Source organism: Arthrobacter sp. zg-Y40 (genome assembly GCF_020731535.1).
Lineage (GTDB): Bacteria > Actinomycetota > Actinomycetes > Actinomycetales > Micrococcaceae > Arthrobacter_B.
The window spans coordinates 95,344-111,463 of sequence record NZ_JAJFZS010000003.1; the positions used below are offsets into that span (position 1 = coordinate 95,344).

At 65.8% G+C, this 16,120-nt stretch carries 20 protein-coding genes and 1 tRNA gene; 11 read left to right on the plus strand and 10 right to left on the minus strand.

The genetic code is table 11. The annotated features are described in order from the left end of the window. Nucleotides 1-69: 69 nt before the first annotated feature. Entirely contained in the window at nt 70-366 is a 297-nt protein-coding gene (locus tag LJ754_RS04115; RefSeq protein ID WP_227911875.1) for a hypothetical protein, read from the minus strand. 195 nt (nt 367-561) lie between these two features. On the opposite strand from LJ754_RS04115, the gene LJ754_RS04120 reads away from it, so the two are divergent. The 7 genes from LJ754_RS04120 to LJ754_RS04150 all read left to right on the plus strand — a co-directional run bounded on the left by LJ754_RS04120 (nt 562) and on the right by LJ754_RS04150 (nt 6,755). Beyond that, nucleotides 562-1,221, plus strand: coding sequence for a nucleoside/nucleotide kinase family protein (locus LJ754_RS04120; protein ID WP_227925610.1), 660 nt, complete (start codon nt 562-564; stop codon nt 1,219-1,221). Between the two features lie 133 nt (nt 1,222-1,354). Then, the gene (locus LJ754_RS04125; protein ID WP_227911878.1) at nt 1,355-2,263 is read left to right on the plus strand and encodes an SMP-30/gluconolactonase/LRE family protein; all 909 of its coding nucleotides are present in this window, start codon (nt 1,355-1,357) and stop codon (nt 2,261-2,263) included. Nucleotides 2,264-2,468: 205 nt separating this feature from the next. Further along, entirely contained in the window at nt 2,469-3,935 is a 1,467-nt protein-coding gene (locus tag LJ754_RS04130) for an amino acid permease (RefSeq protein WP_227911879.1), read from the plus strand. A gap of 138 nt (nt 3,936-4,073) precedes the next feature. After that, the gene (locus LJ754_RS04135; RefSeq protein ID WP_227911880.1) at nt 4,074-4,472 is read left to right on the plus strand and encodes a hypothetical protein; all 399 of its coding nucleotides are present in this window, start codon (nt 4,074-4,076) and stop codon (nt 4,470-4,472) included. 54 nt (nt 4,473-4,526) lie between these two features. Continuing rightward, entirely contained in the window at nt 4,527-4,829 is a 303-nt protein-coding gene (locus tag LJ754_RS04140) for a hypothetical protein (RefSeq protein WP_227911881.1), read from the plus strand. Nucleotides 4,830-4,868: 39 nt separating this feature from the next. Continuing rightward, nucleotides 4,869-5,231, plus strand: coding sequence for a DUF1622 domain-containing protein (locus tag LJ754_RS04145; protein ID WP_227911882.1), 363 nt, complete (start codon nt 4,869-4,871; stop codon nt 5,229-5,231). Between the two features lie 249 nt (nt 5,232-5,480). Further along, nucleotides 5,481-6,755: an Nramp family divalent metal transporter gene (locus tag LJ754_RS04150; RefSeq protein ID WP_227925611.1), complete on the plus strand. Its 1,275-nt coding sequence runs from the start codon at nt 5,481-5,483 to the stop codon at nt 6,753-6,755. Between the two features lie 46 nt (nt 6,756-6,801). Here the strand turns inward: LJ754_RS04150 and trxB are convergent, their stop codons facing one another. Beyond that, nucleotides 6,802-7,779, minus strand: a complete 978-nt coding sequence (trxB, locus tag LJ754_RS04155; RefSeq protein WP_227925612.1) for a thioredoxin-disulfide reductase — start codon at nt 7,777-7,779, stop codon at nt 6,802-6,804. Between the two features lie 245 nt (nt 7,780-8,024). On the opposite strand from trxB, the gene LJ754_RS04160 reads away from it, so the two are divergent. Together LJ754_RS04160 and LJ754_RS04165 are read left to right on the plus strand one after the other, a co-directional pair. Continuing rightward, nucleotides 8,025-9,533, plus strand: coding sequence for an HNH endonuclease signature motif containing protein (locus LJ754_RS04160; protein WP_227925614.1), 1,509 nt, complete (start codon nt 8,025-8,027; stop codon nt 9,531-9,533). A gap of 39 nt (nt 9,534-9,572) precedes the next feature. Beyond that, on the plus strand, nt 9,573-10,016 hold the full coding sequence (locus LJ754_RS04165; RefSeq protein WP_227925615.1) for a hypothetical protein: 444 nt from the start codon (nt 9,573-9,575) through the stop codon (nt 10,014-10,016). A 95-nt stretch (nt 10,017-10,111) separates the two neighbouring features. Here LJ754_RS04165 and LJ754_RS04170 read toward each other — a convergent pair whose 3' ends face one another. The 5 genes from LJ754_RS04170 to LJ754_RS04190 all read right to left on the minus strand — a co-directional run bounded on the left by LJ754_RS04170 (nt 10,112) and on the right by LJ754_RS04190 (nt 13,025). Continuing rightward, nucleotides 10,112-10,987, minus strand: a complete 876-nt coding sequence (locus LJ754_RS04170; RefSeq protein ID WP_227925617.1) for an ABC transporter permease — start codon at nt 10,985-10,987, stop codon at nt 10,112-10,114. Further along, nucleotides 10,984-11,856, minus strand: coding sequence for an ABC transporter ATP-binding protein (locus LJ754_RS04175; RefSeq protein WP_227911888.1), 873 nt, complete (start codon nt 11,854-11,856; stop codon nt 10,984-10,986). Before LJ754_RS04175 ends, LJ754_RS04170 begins: the two co-directional genes overlap by 4 nt. A gap of 70 nt (nt 11,857-11,926) precedes the next feature. Next, the gene (locus LJ754_RS04180) at nt 11,927-12,478 is read right to left on the minus strand and encodes a GNAT family N-acetyltransferase (protein ID WP_227925618.1); all 552 of its coding nucleotides are present in this window, start codon (nt 12,476-12,478) and stop codon (nt 11,927-11,929) included. Between the two features lie 32 nt (nt 12,479-12,510). Beyond that, the gene (locus tag LJ754_RS04185) at nt 12,511-12,687 is read right to left on the minus strand and encodes a hypothetical protein (protein ID WP_227911890.1); all 177 of its coding nucleotides are present in this window, start codon (nt 12,685-12,687) and stop codon (nt 12,511-12,513) included. Nucleotides 12,688-12,884: 197 nt separating this feature from the next. Further along, the gene (locus tag LJ754_RS04190; RefSeq protein WP_227911891.1) at nt 12,885-13,025 is read right to left on the minus strand and encodes a hypothetical protein; all 141 of its coding nucleotides are present in this window, start codon (nt 13,023-13,025) and stop codon (nt 12,885-12,887) included. A 275-nt stretch (nt 13,026-13,300) separates the two neighbouring features. On the opposite strand from LJ754_RS04190, the gene LJ754_RS16830 reads away from it, so the two are divergent. Then, nucleotides 13,301-13,426 carry a hypothetical protein gene (locus LJ754_RS16830; RefSeq protein WP_269439682.1) on the plus strand — a complete coding sequence of 42 codons (126 nt, stop codon included), beginning with the start codon at nt 13,301-13,303 and terminating at the stop codon, nt 13,424-13,426. A 14-nt stretch (nt 13,427-13,440) separates the two neighbouring features. Here LJ754_RS16830 and LJ754_RS04195 read toward each other — a convergent pair whose 3' ends face one another. Then, nucleotides 13,441-14,169 (minus strand): SDR family NAD(P)-dependent oxidoreductase, encoded by a 729-nt coding sequence (locus LJ754_RS04195; RefSeq protein ID WP_227925620.1) that lies wholly within the window; start codon nt 14,167-14,169, stop codon nt 13,441-13,443. A 592-nt stretch (nt 14,170-14,761) separates the two neighbouring features. Further along, nucleotides 14,762-14,834: transfer RNA gene (locus LJ754_RS04200), tRNA-Ala, on the minus strand. A 222-nt stretch (nt 14,835-15,056) separates the two neighbouring features. Here LJ754_RS04200 and LJ754_RS04205 point away from each other — a divergent pair. Continuing rightward, complete coding sequence (locus LJ754_RS04205) at nt 15,057-15,461, plus strand: four-helix bundle copper-binding protein (protein ID WP_227925622.1); 405 nt, start codon at nt 15,057-15,059, stop codon at nt 15,459-15,461. Between the two features lie 20 nt (nt 15,462-15,481). Here the strand turns inward: LJ754_RS04205 and LJ754_RS04210 are convergent, their stop codons facing one another. Continuing rightward, nucleotides 15,482-15,997, minus strand: coding sequence for a mycothiol transferase (locus LJ754_RS04210; protein WP_227911894.1), 516 nt, complete (start codon nt 15,995-15,997; stop codon nt 15,482-15,484). Nucleotides 15,998-16,120: the final 123 nt, after the last annotated feature.

A 16,120-nucleotide genomic window follows, 5' to 3' on the forward strand; every position in this document is an offset into this window, starting at 1 on the left:
CGCCACACACAGATAGGGCCGGACAGGTATTCCTGTCCGGCCCTATGGGTACTTGGGTTTTCGCTGCGGCTAGCGCTTCCGGCCGAAGACCAGCGAAGCCAGGGCGACGGCCCCGGTTACGGTGAAGACGGACGGCCAGGCGCCCATCTTCTTGGCCAGCGGGTGGGACAGGCCGAAGGCGGCAACGTAGCCGGTGGTGAGTGCGGCAGCGGTGCCCGTGCCGGCGTCGCGCTTCCACAGGGCGAAGGCGGCGGCGCCCGCCGCGGCGAGGACGGCTCCGCCGAGCTGGCGGTTCCCGGTATCACGGGCGGTCTTGTAGCCGCCGATCAGGCCGGCGCTGGTAATCAAGGGGGTCAGCAGGGACAACGTATTTCTCCTCGGATAGGCAACATCCCCAGCTTAGGCCGGGACGGGCGCGGCCCGCACACGGCGGTTCAGTGCCTGTTCGGCCTTTCCGCCTGCGGGTGGACCGGCATCGCCGCCTAGACTGGCCGAACCGGAACCTGCATGAAGAAAAGACCTGTCCGGAGCAGACCGGGACGGAGGAGGAGCGGAAGGACCGTGTCCAGTGCTACCACCCTGACCGAGTTGAAAACGCGGCTCCTGGCGTTGGCCGGGACCACGGACGGGCCCGTGATCGTCGGCGTCACCGGTGCGCCCGGAGCTGGAAAAACCACCCTGGTGGAAGCACTGGTCCAAGCCCTGAATCCGGAGGACCAACCCCTGGAATCGCACCGCTTTGCCCATGTTCCCATGGACGGCTTCCACCTCTCCGACCGGGAACTGACCCGCCTGGGCCTGCTGCAGCGCAAAGGCGCACCGGAGACCTTCGACGCCGGCGGGTACGCCGCACTGCTGGAGCGGCTGGCCGCTCCGCGCACCGCCGTCGTCTACGCCCCGGGGTTTGAACGGACCCTGGAGCAGCCGCTGGCCGGGGACATCCCGGTGTTCCCCGCCGCACGCGTCATCCTCACCGAAGGCAACTACCTGCTGCTGGACCGGCCGGAGTGGCGGCAGGTCCGTTCCCGCTGCGCTGAGGTTTGGTTCTGCGAACCCGAGGAGGAACTGCGGGTGGAACGCCTGGTGGAACGGCACATCCGTTTCGGCAAGGACCCGGTGACGGCAGCAGCGTGGGTGCAGGACGTGGACCAGCCCAACGCGGACCTGGTGCGCACTTTTCGGCAGCACGCCGACCTCCTGATCCACGGTTGGGTCGCCTAGCCTTGCGCGCGCTTCGCAACCCCGGAGCACATCCGCGGTGCTGCCCGGCTTGGGACCGGCGGCCGCCTCGCGTATAAAAGGACGCAGACCGCACACGCTTGGGCCCGCAGGGGCTGCGAAAAGGAGACAACGCATGGACGCACTGCTGGAAGACGGAGCCGAGCTGGAGCAGGTGGGCACCGGGGCGGTCTGGGCCGAAGGACCAACCTGGGTTCCGCAGCGCAATGCTGTCCGGTACAGCGACGTGCGGTCCAACCGGATCCTGGAATACAGCGAAACCACGGGCGAGCTCAGCGTGTACGGCCGGGATGTGGAATTCACCAACGGCCGCGCACTCGACGCCGACGGCTCCGTGGTCCAGTGCTCGCACGGACGCCGGGCCATTGAGCGCGATACCAACGGCACCGTTCAGACCCTGGTGGACCGCTTCGGCGAGGTGCGCTTCAACTCCCCCAACGACGTCGTGGTCAAGTCCGACGGTACCGTCTGGTTCTCGGATCCCTCCTACGGCATCGACAATCCGGCGGAAGGCCACGGCGGAGAGCTGGAATACGGGGACCGGTACGTGTTCCGCTTCGATCCGGCCAGCGGGGAACTGACCGCCGTCATCACGGACATCATGGCGCCCAACGGCCTGGCGTTCTCGCCGGATGAGTCCGTCCTGTACGTTTCGGATACCGCCGAGGAAACCGTCTCCCCCGCCGGGCCGGCGCAGCCTGCGGGAAACCCCATCCGCGCCTACGACGTCGTCGACGGGCGGCAGGCGAAAAACGGCCGCGTCTTCGTGCGGGTGGCCCCGGGCGTGCCGGATGGTTTCCGGGTGGATACCGACGGCAATATCTGGTCTTCCGGCGGCGACGGGGTGCGGGTCTTCTCCCCCGCAGGGGAAGTGCTCCTGCACATTCCGGTGCCGGAAACGGTCAGCAACGTCTGCTTCGGCGGTGCCGACGGCCGCACGCTGTACATGACCGCGACGTCGAGCCTCTACCGGATCCGGACCACTGCCAGCGACGCCGCCGCGGCCCTGCGCGGCCAGCGCTAGGCGGCCCGTCCGATCCGGTCTTCCGGCTCCCGGGCCCGCAACGCCTGCGGGCCCTGCTGCCTGCCCGTTTCCCGGCGGCGCCGGGGCCGGGGTGAACAGATAGCGGCGCAGGGGTACCCGGATAGCAGTGCAGGGGTCCATACTTCTGCCCTAGCGGGTGCCCGGCACCCGGTCCAGGCACTGCCGCGTACGGAACGGAGCAGATATGTCCACAGTTGCGGGCCGCGGAGGTTCCGTCCTCCGCCGCAAGCCCATCGAAGAGATCGACGACGAGAAGACCGGCAACAAGCTGTTCAAAAGCCTGGGCCTGTGGCAGCTGACCGCCATCGGGGTGGGCGGAATTATCGGCATCGGCATTTTCACCCTCGCCGGCCTGGTGGCCAACGGTGGACCGGACGCTGCCCCGGTGGGTCCGGCCGTGCTGATTTCCTTCCTCGTCGCCGGTCTGGCCAGTGCGGCTGCCGCGCTTTCCTACGCTGAGTTCGCCGGCATGGTGCCGCGGGCCGGGTCTGCTTACACCTACGGGTACGTGGCTTTGGGAGAGTTGATCGGCTGGTTCATCGGCTGGGATTTGCTCCTGGAGTACACGGCCATCGTGGCGGTGGTCGCCATTGGTATTTCCGGGTACTTCACCGAGTTCCTGGCGGGCTTCGGTATCGACATGCCGGTGTGGATGCAGGGGACCGGTGACACCGTGGAGGGCGGGCTGATCAACCTGCCCGCCGCCGTCGTCTGCTTGTTCATCACCTTCATCCTGAGCCGCGGCACCAAGACCTTCGGCAGGTTCGAGCTGGTGGCCGTGGGATTGAAGGTGCTGCTGATCCTGTTCATCGTCGGTCTTGGTTTCTTCTTCATCAACACGGACAACTACACGCCCTTCCTGCCCAGCGGATTCGGCGCCGTGTTCACCGGTGCCGCCACTGTGTTCTTCGCCGTTTTCGGCTACGACGCCATGAGCACTGCAGCAGAGGAAGCCAAGGACGGCAAAAAACACATGCCCAAGGCCATCCTGCTGTCCCTGGGCGTGGCCATGGTCCTGTACATCCTGGCCACCCTGGTGCTCACCGGGATGCAGAATTACGGGGACATCAGCCCAACGGCCGGGTTCGCGTCGGCCTTCCAGTCCGTGGGGCTGCCGGTCATTGCCACCGTCATCTCGGCTTTCGCGGTGCTCTCCATCCTGACCGTGATGCTCACGTTCCTGCTGGGCGTCACCCGGGTGTGGTTCTCCATGAGCCGGGACGGGCTGCTGCCGGGCTGGTTCGCCGGCACCGACCGGCGCGGCACTCCGCAGCGGGTTACCTGGATTGCCGGCGGGGCCTCGGCCCTGCTCGCCGGGTTCTTCCCCATCCGCGCCGTGGCCGACCTGACGAACATCGGCATCCTGGCCGCCTTTGTGGTGGTAAGTGTTGCCGTGATTGTGCTCCGCTACCGCCAGCCGGAAGCCCCGCGGGAATTCCGGCTGCCGCTGATGCCGTGGATCCCGGCATTCGGGGTCTTGTCCTCCGGCTTCCTGATGCTGCAGCTGCACTGGGAAACCTGGCTGCGGTTCGCCATCTGGTTGGTGATCGGCATGGCCGTGTACGGGTTCTACGGCTACCGCCACTCCCTGCTGAACCCCAACAGTCCGCGGCATTCCCAGCTGCGCGCAGATCCCCAGCCAGGAAGCTGAGCCGGCGGGAAGCGCCCTTGTGGCCTCGGCGGTAAAAGCCCATCTCCCAATTCGGCCAAAAACGGCTATTATCTGCATAGGTCCAGATAGGGACCTTTAGTTGGGGAGAAAACCGAAATGGGCAGTCAGTCTCAGGCCATGCCTTCCACCCGGAAGCGGTCGGCCATGCTCTACCGCCGGGCGCGCAGCGGTCTTGTACTGATCGGCGTCTTCTGGCTGTGGATGCTGTTCGGGGCCGCTGACCTGGTCGGCGCCCTGTTCGGTTCCCCCGTGCATGCCGCCCTGGCTGTCTTCGCGCTCGGTGCCCTCACCCTGATTTCGCTGCTTTTCCTACCGATTTGCGTTGCCTACCTGGTGCTGAACCGGTCTGCCATGAAGGCCCCCGGGAAGCCGGCGAACGCCGCCGAGCGGCACGAGGGCACCGCACCCGCTGCAGGCCTAGCACCCGTGATCCGCATGATGCCCCGCCGAGCTGCTGAACGCGGCGCGGAGCTCACCGGCCGTGCTGCTGCGAAATGGCGGGACCTGGCTTCCTAGCCGCCCCTCCTCCGCACCGGCAGAAATGTCAGTGCCACTTGCCATGGTTTATCCATGAGCTCCTCCGCCGGCACCTCCGCCCTCTCCGCTGTTCCCACCACACCTGTCACCCACGCCCATTACCGCCGGGAACCGTACGTTCGGTGCACCACCCGCGGCGGCGGAACCGTGGACGGCAAGGCCGTGGCCTGGACCCGCACCCAGGTGCTCCTGCACTGGATTGACGACGACGGCGTGGCCCACAACCGCTGGGTACCGGCACCGGCGGTGCAGCGCATTCCCCGCGACGACTCCGCCTGGCGGGATCCGTACGACGATTTCCGTTTTTACTACAGCCCCTCCCCCGCAGCCGCCTGACCCTTGACGCAGGCGCACCGGGAGGAGCTGATAGTTGGAATGGATTTCAAGCACTTTATCGAGACGGTCGGGGAGCTGGTGGACCTGGCCGGGGTTGCCGCCATAGTGCTGGGAGCCATTGCCGCAAGCGTTGCCGCCGTCGTCGCCTTGGCTCAAAGGAAGCCCCGGGTCTACGCGGATTACCGGCAGCGGCTGGGCCGCAGCATCCTGCTGGGACTGGAACTCCTCGTCGCTGCGGACATCATCCGCACCGTAGCCGTGACCCCCACGTTTGAATCACTGGGAGTGCTGGCGGTCATTGTGCTGATCCGGACCTTTCTGAGTTATTCGCTGCAGCTGGAGGTCACGGGATATCTGCCGTGGAAGCGCCCGCCCGGCGAATTATCAAATGTCAGCGAATAGTCCACCGAAACAGTTCCGTCCTTTCAGTCCGCAGGCCAGCAAGGGCCCCTTCGGTCTCGCCAACCAGCCCGGTCAGCAGGCCTACGCACCCCAGCCCTAAGCGCCCCGGGCATCCGGTGCGCCAAAGCACTCCTGAACCGATCCAAGGCCACTTGGTTAGTCAGCGTCCGGAACACCAATCCACCCGGTGCCAAGGCAGACCTGGAAAAATTGTTAGGCGCACCGAACTTTGAGTGTTAGGTTGCTGTCATGGCTCGTACAGTCCCTTCCCCAGAGACCGTTGTGCCGGACCCCGGCACCCGCTCGGCAGGACGGCCGCGCAATATCCTGTGGCTGCTCGGGCCCGCGCTCGTAGCCGGTGTGGCCTATCTGGACCCGGGCAATGTTGCCAGCAACATGACCGCTGGGGCCCGGTTCGGCTACCTGTTGGTCTGGGTGGTGGTAGTCGGCAACATCATGGCCTGGCTCATCCAGTACCTTTCAGCCAAGCTGGGCCTGGTCACGGGCCGCAGCCTGCCGGAACTGCTTGGTGAGCGGATCGGCCGGAAGCCCGCCCGCCGGCTGTACTGGCTGCAGGCCGAGCTGGTGGCCATGGCAACCGACGTGGCGGAGGTAATCGGCGGCGCCGTCGCCCTCTGGCTGCTCTTTGACTTGCCGTTGTTCCTGGGCGGACTGATTACCGGCATCATTTCGATTGTGGTGCTGCAGCTGCAGAACAGCGGCCGCCAGCGCGGCTTCGAATACGTCATTGTCACCCTGATGGCGGTGATCGTGGTGGGGTTCACGGTAGGGGTGTTCGTCAGCCCGCCGGACGCTGGCGGGGTGGCCGAAGGCCTGGTCCCGCGTTTTGAAGGCAGCGAATCGGTGCTGCTGGCAGCTTCCATCCTGGGCGCCACCGTAATGCCGCACGCCATCTACGCACACTCGGCCCTGACCCGCGACCGGTTCCCCGGACGCACCGACACGCTGACCACCCCGCGGCTGATCAAGGCCACCAAGGTGGACGTCACCATTGCCCTGGCGGTGGCAGGGTCAGTGAACCTGGCCATCCTGCTGCTGGCCGCCAGTGCCCTGCAGGGAGTGGACGGGACCGACACACTGCAGGGCGCGCATGCCGCCATTGCCGGGTCCCTGGGCGGAGTGGTGGCCACACTGTTCGCCGTGGGGCTGCTCGCGTCCGGGCTGGCGTCGACGTCGGTGGGTGCCTACGCGGGAGCGGAGATCATGCAGGGGCTGCTGAAAATCCGCATCCCGATGCTCTTGCGCCGCCTGATCACGCTGATTCCGGCCCTGGCGATACTCGCCGTCGGCATCGATCCCACCTGGGCCCTGATCCTCAGCCAGGTCATCCTCTCCTTCGGCATCCCGTTTGCCCTGATACCGCTGGTCTGGCTGACCGCGCAGCAGGCGGTGATGGGTGTGCACCGCAACCACTGGTGGACCACGGCACTGGGCGTGCTGGTCTCACTGCTGCTGGTCACACTGAACATCACGCTGCTGGTGCTGACCTTTACCGGCGCCTGAGCTGAGGAGGGGCCCGGTACGTCCGGACAGGGCTCGGCCCGCATGCCTAGCCCTGCAGGGAGCCTTCCACCAGCGCGGTGGCAATGCTGTCCGCATCTTCCACTGCTGCCAGGTACCGCTCGGCGTCGAGCGCCGCCGAGCAGCCGGTGCCGGCCGCGGTGATCGCCTGCCGGTACCGGTGGTCCACCGCGTCGCCGCACGCGAACACGCCGTCGAGGTTGGTCTGCGTGGTGGGGGCGGCCACCCGGATGTAGCCGTTTTCGTCCAGGTCCACCTGCCCGGCCAGCAGATCGGTGCGCGGCGCGTGGCCAATGGCCACGAAGATCCCGGTAGCCGGCACCTCCCGCGTGCTCCCCGTGACGGTGTCCGTCAGCGTCACTCCGGTGACTTTGTCCGTGCCGTGGATGGCGGTGACCTCGCTGTTGAACTCGAAGCGGATCTTGCCGTGGTCGCGGGCGCGCTGGGCCATGATCCGCGAGGCACGCAGGGCATCGCGGCGTACGACGACGGTCACCGACTCCCCGAACCGGGTCAGGAACAGTGCCTCCTCCATGGCCGAATCCCCGCCGCCCACCACCACAATGGGCTGGTTCCGGAAGAAGAAGCCGTCACATGTGGCGCACCAGGAAATGCCCCGCCCGTTGAGCTGTTTCTCCTCAGGCAGTCCCAGCTCCTTGTATACGGAACCGGTGGCGAGGATGACGCTGCGGGCCTTGTAGGTTTTCCCGCCTCCAGTGGCCACCCGTTTGGTGTGGCCGGCCAGCTCGACCGAGACGACGTCGTCGTACTCCACCACCGCACCGAACTTCTCCGCCTGCCGACGCAGGTTTTCCATCAGGTCCGGGCCTTGGATGCCGTCGGTGAAGCCGGGAAAATTCTCCACCTCGGTAGTATTCATCAGCGCCCCGCCAGCGGTGACCGAGCCGGCCAGGATGCGCGGCTTCAGCCCGGCCCTCGCCGCGTAGATCCCGGCCGTGTACCCGGCGGGTCCGGAGCCGATGATGAGGACGGAGTCGGTGGCCATGGGGTGTCCCTTCGCTGCGGCGTCGCGGGTTTCTTCAAGTCTGGCGGGGAACCGGTTAGGGTCGGAACCCCGGCCGCATATTCGCGCTGCCGGATCAGGCAAAGGAGCCGGCAGCGGCCGCAAGGACGGCGGCAGGGGAAGGTAAGTAGCCAGGTCCTCAAGACAGGTATTTCTGGTGTGAGCATGCTCCCTTTTCCGCCTGTTTTGGGGCCGGAAATGTCAGTGCCGGATGAAATCCTTGGGGCATGGATCAGCTCGGGAACACCGAACGGATAACCGAAGAAGCAGGGTCTGAACACCAGTCGGCTAAAGGCCAGGCTGGTACCAAGGATGCGTCAGGTGCGGGGTGCACGCTCGCTGTGTTCCAGGCGGGTGCCGGTACCGTCGACGGCGGCTCCCGGTCCGGCGCTTCTGCCGCAGGCGCGGATGCTGCCACCGCCTTTCCGGACGGCTTCAGCGGGGTGCTGGCCCTGCAGAACCTTGAATCCTTTGACGAACAGGCCACCTGCGATGTTTTGGCCCGCGTGGTCCATCTGGTTCGGTGGGCCCAGGCACAGGAGGCCCGCTTGATCCACCATCTGGAGGAACTCTTCCGGTCCGGTCTCGGCAAGGATTTGGGCCGGGAAGAAGCCGGGCTGGCGTTCAGCCTGGCAGCCTCTGAATGTGCAGCTATTTTGAACGTTCCGCAGACCACCGCGCAGGGGATGATGTTCGAAGCGGACAGGCTCTGCAGCACCCATACCGCCACCCTTGCCGGACTGGAAGCAGGACGCTTCAGCTACGGGCACGCTCAAGTGGTGCTGGACCAGTGTGAGAACATTCCGGCGTCGGAGCTTCCCGGGTTCGAGTCCGAACTGCTGGGCAAGGCAGAAGGCGTAACGAGGAGCCAGTTCTGTGCCAAGGCCAGGCGGCTAAGGGAGAGGAAATATCCCCAAACCATTCCCGAACGGCATTTGACGGCCTTTGATAAACGGCGCGTCGTCCTGGACCGGGACGAGGACGGCATGTCGTGGCTGTCGGCGCATTTGCGGGCCGCGGAAGCCCAGCAGATCTACACGGCCTTGAGCACTGCTGCCCGCGGTGAACAGGCCGCCGGTGACTCCCGGACTGCGGACCAGCTGCGCGCCGATGTCCTGGTCCAGCTGCTGATGGGCGGCCTCGGCTCAGCCCCGTCAGGTGCACGAAGTGGAGCAGGCAGTGGACCTGCCGATGCCGATCCCGACGCCTCAACAGTCCTTCCTCGGGCGGAAATCATGGTCCTGATCAATGCTGAAACCCTCTTCGGCGCCAACGAGGAGCCGGCTGAGCTCCACGGCTACGGTCCGATCAGCGCCGAAGAAGCCCGCCGACTGGCCCGCAACGCGGTGGGGTGGACGGGTCTGGCCCAGGATCCGAAGACCGGTGAAATCCTCGGCGTGGGCAGGCGCCGGAAAGTCCCCTCCGGACTGGCCCGCTGGCTACGCGCCCGGGACGGGACATGCCGATTCCCCGGTTGCAGGGTCAGCACCGCCGTCACGGAAATCGACCACACCATCGACTGGGCGGCAGGCGGTCCCACCGAGCACGGCAACCTTGAACACCTGTGCCGCCGGCATCACCGGTTCAAGACCCTGGGTTATTGGAAGGCCCGCCAGCCCACGCCGGGCGTGATCGAGTGGACCTCACCGGCCGGACGCACCTACCGCACTGATCCTTTCCTGGAAACCGAACGCCCCACCGCTGACCATCCAAGTGCGGAGCCTGCACCGTTCTGAGCCTGCGGGTTTCTGACTGGAGTCGGTTAGGCTTCCCGGATGACATCGTGGGCAGAAATCACAGACGCCGTGGGGGTAGCCCTGAGCGGGGACCGGACCGAGGGCAAACGCCGTCTCCTCGAGTGCTGGGAGGGTACCGTTCCGGGCGAGCACGCCCACCGCTGCGTCCTGGCGCACTATCTGGCGGACACGGAAACTGACCTGGCAGCGGAAATCGCCTGGGACGAGGCCGCATTGGCCGAGCATGCAGGCGTCAGGGACGAGGACCTGGTGCCGCTCGGCATCCCCTCCGCCCGCGGGTTTGCACCCTCACTGCATCTGAACCTCGGGGATGGCTATCTCCGCCGCGGCGAGCCTGAACCGGCACGCCGCCACCTTGTTCTGGGACTCGCCTCCGCAGAGGTGCTGGGCAACGACGGCTATGGCTCAATGATCCGTGCAGGCTTGGAAAATCTGGCCCTGCGGATCGAGGCAGCCCGCTGACGGAAGCGCCGAACGGATCCGTCAGCGGCCGTCGTCGTGCCTGCCGCGCCGTCGTGCCTGCCGCGCCTCGAACCTGTACCGGCGTCGGACCCTGCTCAGCGAATGCGGGACCGGATCCGAAGCGCGGCCAGGACGGAAAAGACCACCACCATCGCCGCCAGGACAAACAGCACATATCCGGTGGGCACGGCCCAGTCCCCCACATAGGCGGTGATGCCGAAGAGACGCTCTACCTCCGCGACCGCCCCCGGCTTGTCCGTCACCGCCCCCATGGGCCCTTCGGTCATTTCCTGGCGCACCACCATGGACGCCTGCATAAACGGCAGCGCGCTGACAAAGTTCCGCACACCCTCGGGAAAGGCACCCACCGGAATGTAGGACCCGGCTGCGAAACCGAGAATGGTGCCCACCAGCGTGGACAGAGCCGCGAAGGACCCCGGCGTGCGGACGAACGTCACCACAAAGCAGCTCAACGCCCCGAACGCAACACAACTGAGAACCAGATAGCCGTAGGAGCGGGCCACCTGCCCCACAGCGAGCACCACCCCGTCCACTAAGCCCAGGTAGGCCAGGCTCACGGCGAACACCACCGTGGTCATGATCAGCGCTATCACCACCGTGGACAGCAGGTACCCCAGCACCAGCTGGCCGCGGCTGATGGGCGACACCAGGAAGTCGCGGAAGCGGCCGGTGGCGGTGTCGTCCACAATCACGTTCACGGCGGCAAGTCCGGTGGTGATAGCGGTGATGCCCACAATCCCGGCGAACATCCAGGCGTCCACGAAGCCCTTTATGTCCTCTTCGGCGGCTTGCGGAAAGCTCTCGGCCAGCCCCTGAGTCTGCTGGTTGCCCAAGAACAGGGTGTACAGCAGGAACAGGACCAGCGCCCCGAGGAGGGAAAAGAAGACGTTCAGCCGGTCCCGGAAGTACAGGCGCAAGTTCCGTCCGGTGATGTCCATAACTACGTTCATTCCGCTTCCCCCCGACGGCCGGTCAGGGCCAGAAACACATCGTCCATGGTGCCGTGGCGGAACTCGAAGTCCAGTACGTTTTCGCCGTGCCCGGCCAGCAGCTCCCGGGCAGTGTCGGAGCGGTCCACCGCCAGCCGGAGCACGTTCGACTCCTCACCCACGACGTCGACTCCGGCGCCGCGCGCGAGGAGCCGCAGTGCCTCCGGGTCGGCGGAACTGATCGAGAGGATGCTGCGGCTGTACTTTGCCCGCAGCTCGGTGGGTGTTCCGTCCGCAATGATCCGGCCCTTCTCGATCACGCAGACCCGGTCCGCTTCCTCGGTTTCCTCCATGTAGTGCGTGGTGAGGAAAACGGTGAGGCCGTGGTTTTCCCGCAGGTCGTGGATGGTGGACCAGACCAGAGCACGGCTGGCCGGATCCAGGCCGGCGGTGGGTTCGTCCAGGAAAATGATCGACGGCGCGTGCAGCAGGGCGCGGGCAATGTCCACCCGCCGGCGCTGCCCGCCCGAATAGGTGCTGTAGCGGCGGTCAAGGAAGTCCTCCAATCCGACCATCCGGCTCAGCTCCTCGATGCGGGCATTGTTGGCCGCCTTGTCAGGGGAATAGAAGCGCGCCCTGGTCTGCAGGTTCTCGCGGCCGGTCAGGATGGGGTCCAGCATGGAGTCCTGGAACACCACCCCGATGGTTTCACGGACTCCGGTGCCGCTGCGCAGCACATCATTTCCGGCCACTTCCACCGTGCCGGAGTCGAACGGCAGGACCGTGGTGAGGCAGGAGATGGTGGTGGACTTCCCCGCGCCGTTGGCCCCGAGGAAAGCAAAGACGGTTCCGGCGGCCACTTCGAAGGACAGATCATCGACAGCGGCCACGCTACCGAAGCGTTTCGTTAATCCGCGTACAGAAATAGCGGGAGTGGTAGCTGCCAAAGGGTTTCCTCGGTTACTGGGGATCACAAAAGGGGAAATCGTCGAATTCCAGCGCGGTTACTGTGTTGGTTTCCCAATCCGACCGAAGTATCGCATAGGCAACCGATGCCACCCGGGAACCGTCCGCCGTCGGCCATGCCTGACGGTAATGGGCCTCCTTGACGAACCCGGCGCGCAAGAACGTTTTACGCATGGCAATGTTGTCTTCCCGCGTCTGGCCTTCAAACCGGACACTGCCGGCGTGCCCGGTAAACACGAGCCCACAAAGCGCCCGCAAAATACCCGCGCCCCGGCCCTGCCCGCGGTGTTCCTCAGCCAGTCGGAGGTCGAACATCGGGTTTTCATCCTCAGGATCCTCAACGACCACCAGCCCGAGGTCCTGATTGCCATCCTGGATCCAGTACCCCTGCGCCGCCGTCGACCAGAAGTGCCCCTGCTGCACCCGGTCCCGCACCTGCGCCGCGGTGGGCGCGGGGGACGCATGAAAAGGAAACGTGTTGGAGGTCAGGAAAGAGGTAAGGACATCGGCGTCGCCGGCGGTCATCCTGCGGAAGGTGAACGTCATGACCGCGAGTCTAGCCGGGGGGTTCCGTACGGCTAGAGCGCGCCGATGCGGTCCTGGTTCCCGGCTGCCGCCGCTGCCTCGACCTCTTCCTCCAGCTTGCGGCGCCAACCGCGCGGCGGAGGCCAGGAGATTCCCCACTCGGCAAGCTGCTGCTTGGTGAAACCACCGGAGGGCGTACGGGCTGCATCGATTTCTTCGCGGGTCGGCATGGCCAAATCATGACATGCCGGCGGGGCTGTGTCACCGAATAAAACGAACGTTTTGGGAGGTGATTTCCAGGTCAGTTATTGACTATTCACCAAACACGGGCTAATCCCCGGAAATCCGCGGATTCCGGGGGTTAGCAGAACCTTGGGTATCACTCAAAAGATAGTATTAGGGACGTCCGGTACTGCCTAATAACCTTTTACGGGTGGGTGGTAACCATAATCAATTGCCAGCCTTCCGGGACCTGCTTTTGCAGGGCTTCCCGGGCGTCAAGAAAATTCTCGCCCTCCGCTTCCAGTTCCCGGGTTTCGATGGGGCGCATGATGCCAGTAACCTTCATGGTTCCAGCCTAGGCACCGGACACCGGGAGCGAAAACCGGTTGCCCTGTTGTGTCCACCACCCGGCGGGTCGCCAGCGGCCAGGATCTCGTGCTCCGCCCGGCCCTAAGCCTTGTCGTGCACGGTGATCGCATAGCCTTCCGGGTCGCAGAAAGTGAAGGTGGTGCCGGAGGGACCCTCGAAGGGCTCCTGAATCACAGGCGCACCGAGCGGCCGGCACGGCCGGAATCCGGCAGATCACTGCCCGCTGTACTGACCCCCGAAGGCACGGATCTCTTGGCACGTGCCGAAGCAGTGGTGGATACCGTGGACCGGCGGATCGTCTCCGGGCTCAGCGATGGGCAGGCCAAGGCACTGGCACAGGCACTGGGTGCCTGCATAGAGGCTTTGGAAGAGGCCTAGTTGTACTGACCCGGCTAGGACTGCAGCGAAGTGCCGGTTTCCCGAGCCAAGGCGGACAGGAGCTCATCCTGGAACGCTTCGTCATGGACTGCAGCGTGGGGCTGTTGCCGCTGCCGGTGATACCAGTAGCCGCCACTCGTGAGGGCTTCAGGTTGGTCGCTGGCGGCCAGCCATTCCTGGGTTTGATGGCCCAGCTCCAAATCATCCTGAGCACCGGGGCCGCCCATCCGCGTCGGCACCCAGCCGGGGTCCACCGCGTTGCTCAGCACCTCCGGCCGCAGGCGTGCGAGCGCAGCCGAGAAAGCGGTCACAAACAGCTTGCTGTCCGCGTAGGACCCGGGCCTGCCGCCGGACCAGTCCGCGCCGGCCAAGGACGGCTGTCCGGCGAAGTGGGAACCGCTGCTCAGGTACACGTGCCGCTGCGGGCCTTCCAGCAGCGCGGTAAGGAGATACGGCGCGACCGTGTTCACCGGCAGCACGGCCGGGCCCCTCCAGACTCCGGCGTTATGGATCACCGAGTCCAGCGGCGCCCCGCTGTTCAATTCAGCAGCAACCTCCCGGACGGCGTCGCGGTCGGCGAAATCTCCCACCACAATCTCCGCCCCGCGGCTGACAAGGGGCGCCAGGCTGGCTGCACGGTCCCGGTTGCGTGCATGCACTACGACGTCGTGCCCCTGGGAGAGCAGCGCATCGGCGGCAGCGCGCCCGAGACCGTCGGCTGAACCGGTTACGAGGATCCTCATGGAACGCACCTTCCGCGAATACTGACCGTTTTCGGCAAACACTGACCACCGGCTGCTGCTGGGGCTGTCCGGTTGCCAGGTTGCCGGGGTTGCCCGGATTGCCCGGTTGCCGGGGTTGCCAGGTTGCCAGGATTACCAGGTTGCCCGGTTGCCCGGTTGCCCGGTTGCCCGCCCAACGCTGGCCGCCAGGGCCGCCGGCACTGCACGAGGTATCCCCGTCCCCCCTGCCGCGTGCATCCCGCTCACGACTTTCCCGCTCACGACTATAAGGACCACGGCAACCGGTGTCAGGAGGCCCCCCGCGGAGGATCCCACCGAGTGGGGCTGCTGTGACCTATGGGGAAACACCGGCCCCACCGTTAACACTGCGTGGGAAGTTCCGCTCGCGGGCGGGCTGGCATACGAACGAAAGGGCAAAATTTACCGATTTTTGGCCCAGAATCGGTAAATTGTGCTTTTTCGTTTCCGGGGCGGACCCCACTGCCTCCGTCCCACCCCGAACCCGTAATCCCGATCCCGCAACCCCTGGCCCCGGGGCGCAGAAAAGGGGCCCGCTTCCCGGTAAACCGGGAAACAGACCCCTTCGAATCTGTGGAGCCTAGGGGAATCGAACCCCTGACCTTTTCATTGCGAACGAAACGCTCTACCAACTGAGCTAAGGCCCCAAACTGCACCGTACGGCGTCGGAACGACCAACATTTTTCCTGATCAACTCTGCCGATCAACCGACCCCGCTAGGCTACACCGATTCTAATCACGCCGTCGCGCAGCGGCCAAACGAGCGGCACCCTTGGGATGTCCTGCCGGCGTCGTTACCGTGGGGCAATGGGTCCATCCGCACCGGCGGCCGGGACCTGCCAACGCACTGCGGAACGAAGGAGAATCCCATGGCCCTGATCACCGAAATGCTCAAGAACCATCCCGGCGGACCCCGCACTTCGGACCCCCGTAAACTCGCCGAATGTCTGCAGGCCTGCGCGGAGTGCGCCCAGGTCTGCAGCGCCTGCGCAGACGCGTGTCTGGGCGAGGACATGCTCGGTGACCTGGTGGCGTGTATCCGCATTGACCTGGACTGCGCGGAGATCTGCGCGGTTACCTCGGCGGTACTGTCCCGTACCGCAGCGTCCGGCCCCGCAACGGCAACCCTGCTGCGCGCCTGCATGGCCGCCTGCGCGGCCTGCGGCGAGGAATGCATGCAGCACGCGTCCATGCATGAACACTGCCGGATCTGCGCGGAGGCATGCCGCCGTTGCGTCAACGCCTGCGAGGAACTGCTGACCTCGATGGGCTGAGTTGGTCCTCCGACAGGGCCCTAGGAACCTTCCGCGAGCACCAGGCCGCGCAGATACGCGGCTTGGCCGGCATGCTCCAGGCAGTCCGCCAGGATGCTCACCAGCCGCACGCCCAGGGTGACCGGCGGATCCCAGGCCCGGTCCACCACCTGGTCCAGGTCCGCCGCGGACAGTCCGGAAACAAACGCGGCAGTGCGGGAATGCACGTCGTCGTAGTAGCCCAGCAAAACCTCGGCCGAGGATACCTGCACCTGTGCCACCTGCTCGGAAGTGTGTCCGTAGCCGGTGTCTTCCACCGATAACGGCAGCCCCACGCGTTTCGCCCAGCCGTCCGCCGTCCAGGCCTGTTCCTGCCCGGCGGCATCGGCCACTTGGGCGTCCTCCACCCGGGCCAGATGCCAAATCAGCCAGGAAATGGAGTTTCCCTCCGGGTAGGGGCGGTGGTTCAGGGCCTTCGCGTCCAGGTCCTTCACCGTGCGCCGGACGGTGCCGGGCAGCCGGCCGAAGGCGTCAATCAGCAGATCACTTTGGTCCATGGTGGCAGGCTCCCGAAGGTCGGCGGCAGGGTGCGGCCATCCTTTCACGCCACCCCGCCGCCGGGAAGAGCCGGGGGTCGTGTGCGACAGCAGAAAAAGCCGGCCTACCCGGTGCGCCGGCAC

Bases quoted from the DNA above. Each gene is read 5' to 3' on its own strand.
- LJ754_RS04125 (WP_227911878.1), top strand. From the start codon at position 1,355: ATGGACGCACTGCTGGAAGACGGAGCCGAGCTGGAGCAGGTGGGCACC.
- LJ754_RS04130 (WP_227911879.1), top strand. From the start codon at position 2,469: ATGTCCACAGTTGCGGGCCGCGGAGGTTCCGTCCTCCGCCGCAAGCCC.
- LJ754_RS04135 (WP_227911880.1), top strand. From the start codon at position 4,074: ATGCCTTCCACCCGGAAGCGGTCGGCCATGCTCTACCGCCGGGCGCGC.
- LJ754_RS04140 (WP_227911881.1), top strand. From the start codon at position 4,527: ATGAGCTCCTCCGCCGGCACCTCCGCCCTCTCCGCTGTTCCCACCACA.
- LJ754_RS04145 (WP_227911882.1), top strand. From the start codon at position 4,869: ATGGATTTCAAGCACTTTATCGAGACGGTCGGGGAGCTGGTGGACCTG.
- LJ754_RS04150 (WP_227925611.1), top strand. From the start codon at position 5,481: ATGGCTCGTACAGTCCCTTCCCCAGAGACCGTTGTGCCGGACCCCGGC.
- trxB (WP_227925612.1), bottom strand. From the start codon at position 7,779: ATGGCCACCGACTCCGTCCTCATCATCGGCTCCGGACCCGCCGGGTAC.
- LJ754_RS04160 (WP_227925614.1), top strand. From the start codon at position 8,025: ATGGATCAGCTCGGGAACACCGAACGGATAACCGAAGAAGCAGGGTCT.
- LJ754_RS04165 (WP_227925615.1), top strand. From the start codon at position 9,573: ATGACATCGTGGGCAGAAATCACAGACGCCGTGGGGGTAGCCCTGAGC.
- LJ754_RS04170 (WP_227925617.1), bottom strand. From the start codon at position 10,987: ATGAACGTAGTTATGGACATCACCGGACGGAACTTGCGCCTGTACTTC.
- LJ754_RS04180 (WP_227925618.1), bottom strand. From the start codon at position 12,478: ATGACGTTCACCTTCCGCAGGATGACCGCCGGCGACGCCGATGTCCTT.
- LJ754_RS04185 (WP_227911890.1), bottom strand. From the start codon at position 12,687: ATGCCGACCCGCGAAGAAATCGATGCAGCCCGTACGCCCTCCGGTGGT.
- LJ754_RS04190 (WP_227911891.1), bottom strand. From the start codon at position 13,025: ATGAAGGTTACTGGCATCATGCGCCCCATCGAAACCCGGGAACTGGAA.
- LJ754_RS04195 (WP_227925620.1), bottom strand. From the start codon at position 14,169: ATGAGGATCCTCGTAACCGGTTCAGCCGACGGTCTCGGGCGCGCTGCC.
- LJ754_RS04205 (WP_227925622.1), top strand. From the start codon at position 15,057: ATGGCCCTGATCACCGAAATGCTCAAGAACCATCCCGGCGGACCCCGC.
- LJ754_RS04210 (WP_227911894.1), bottom strand. From the start codon at position 15,997: ATGGACCAAAGTGATCTGCTGATTGACGCCTTCGGCCGGCTGCCCGGC.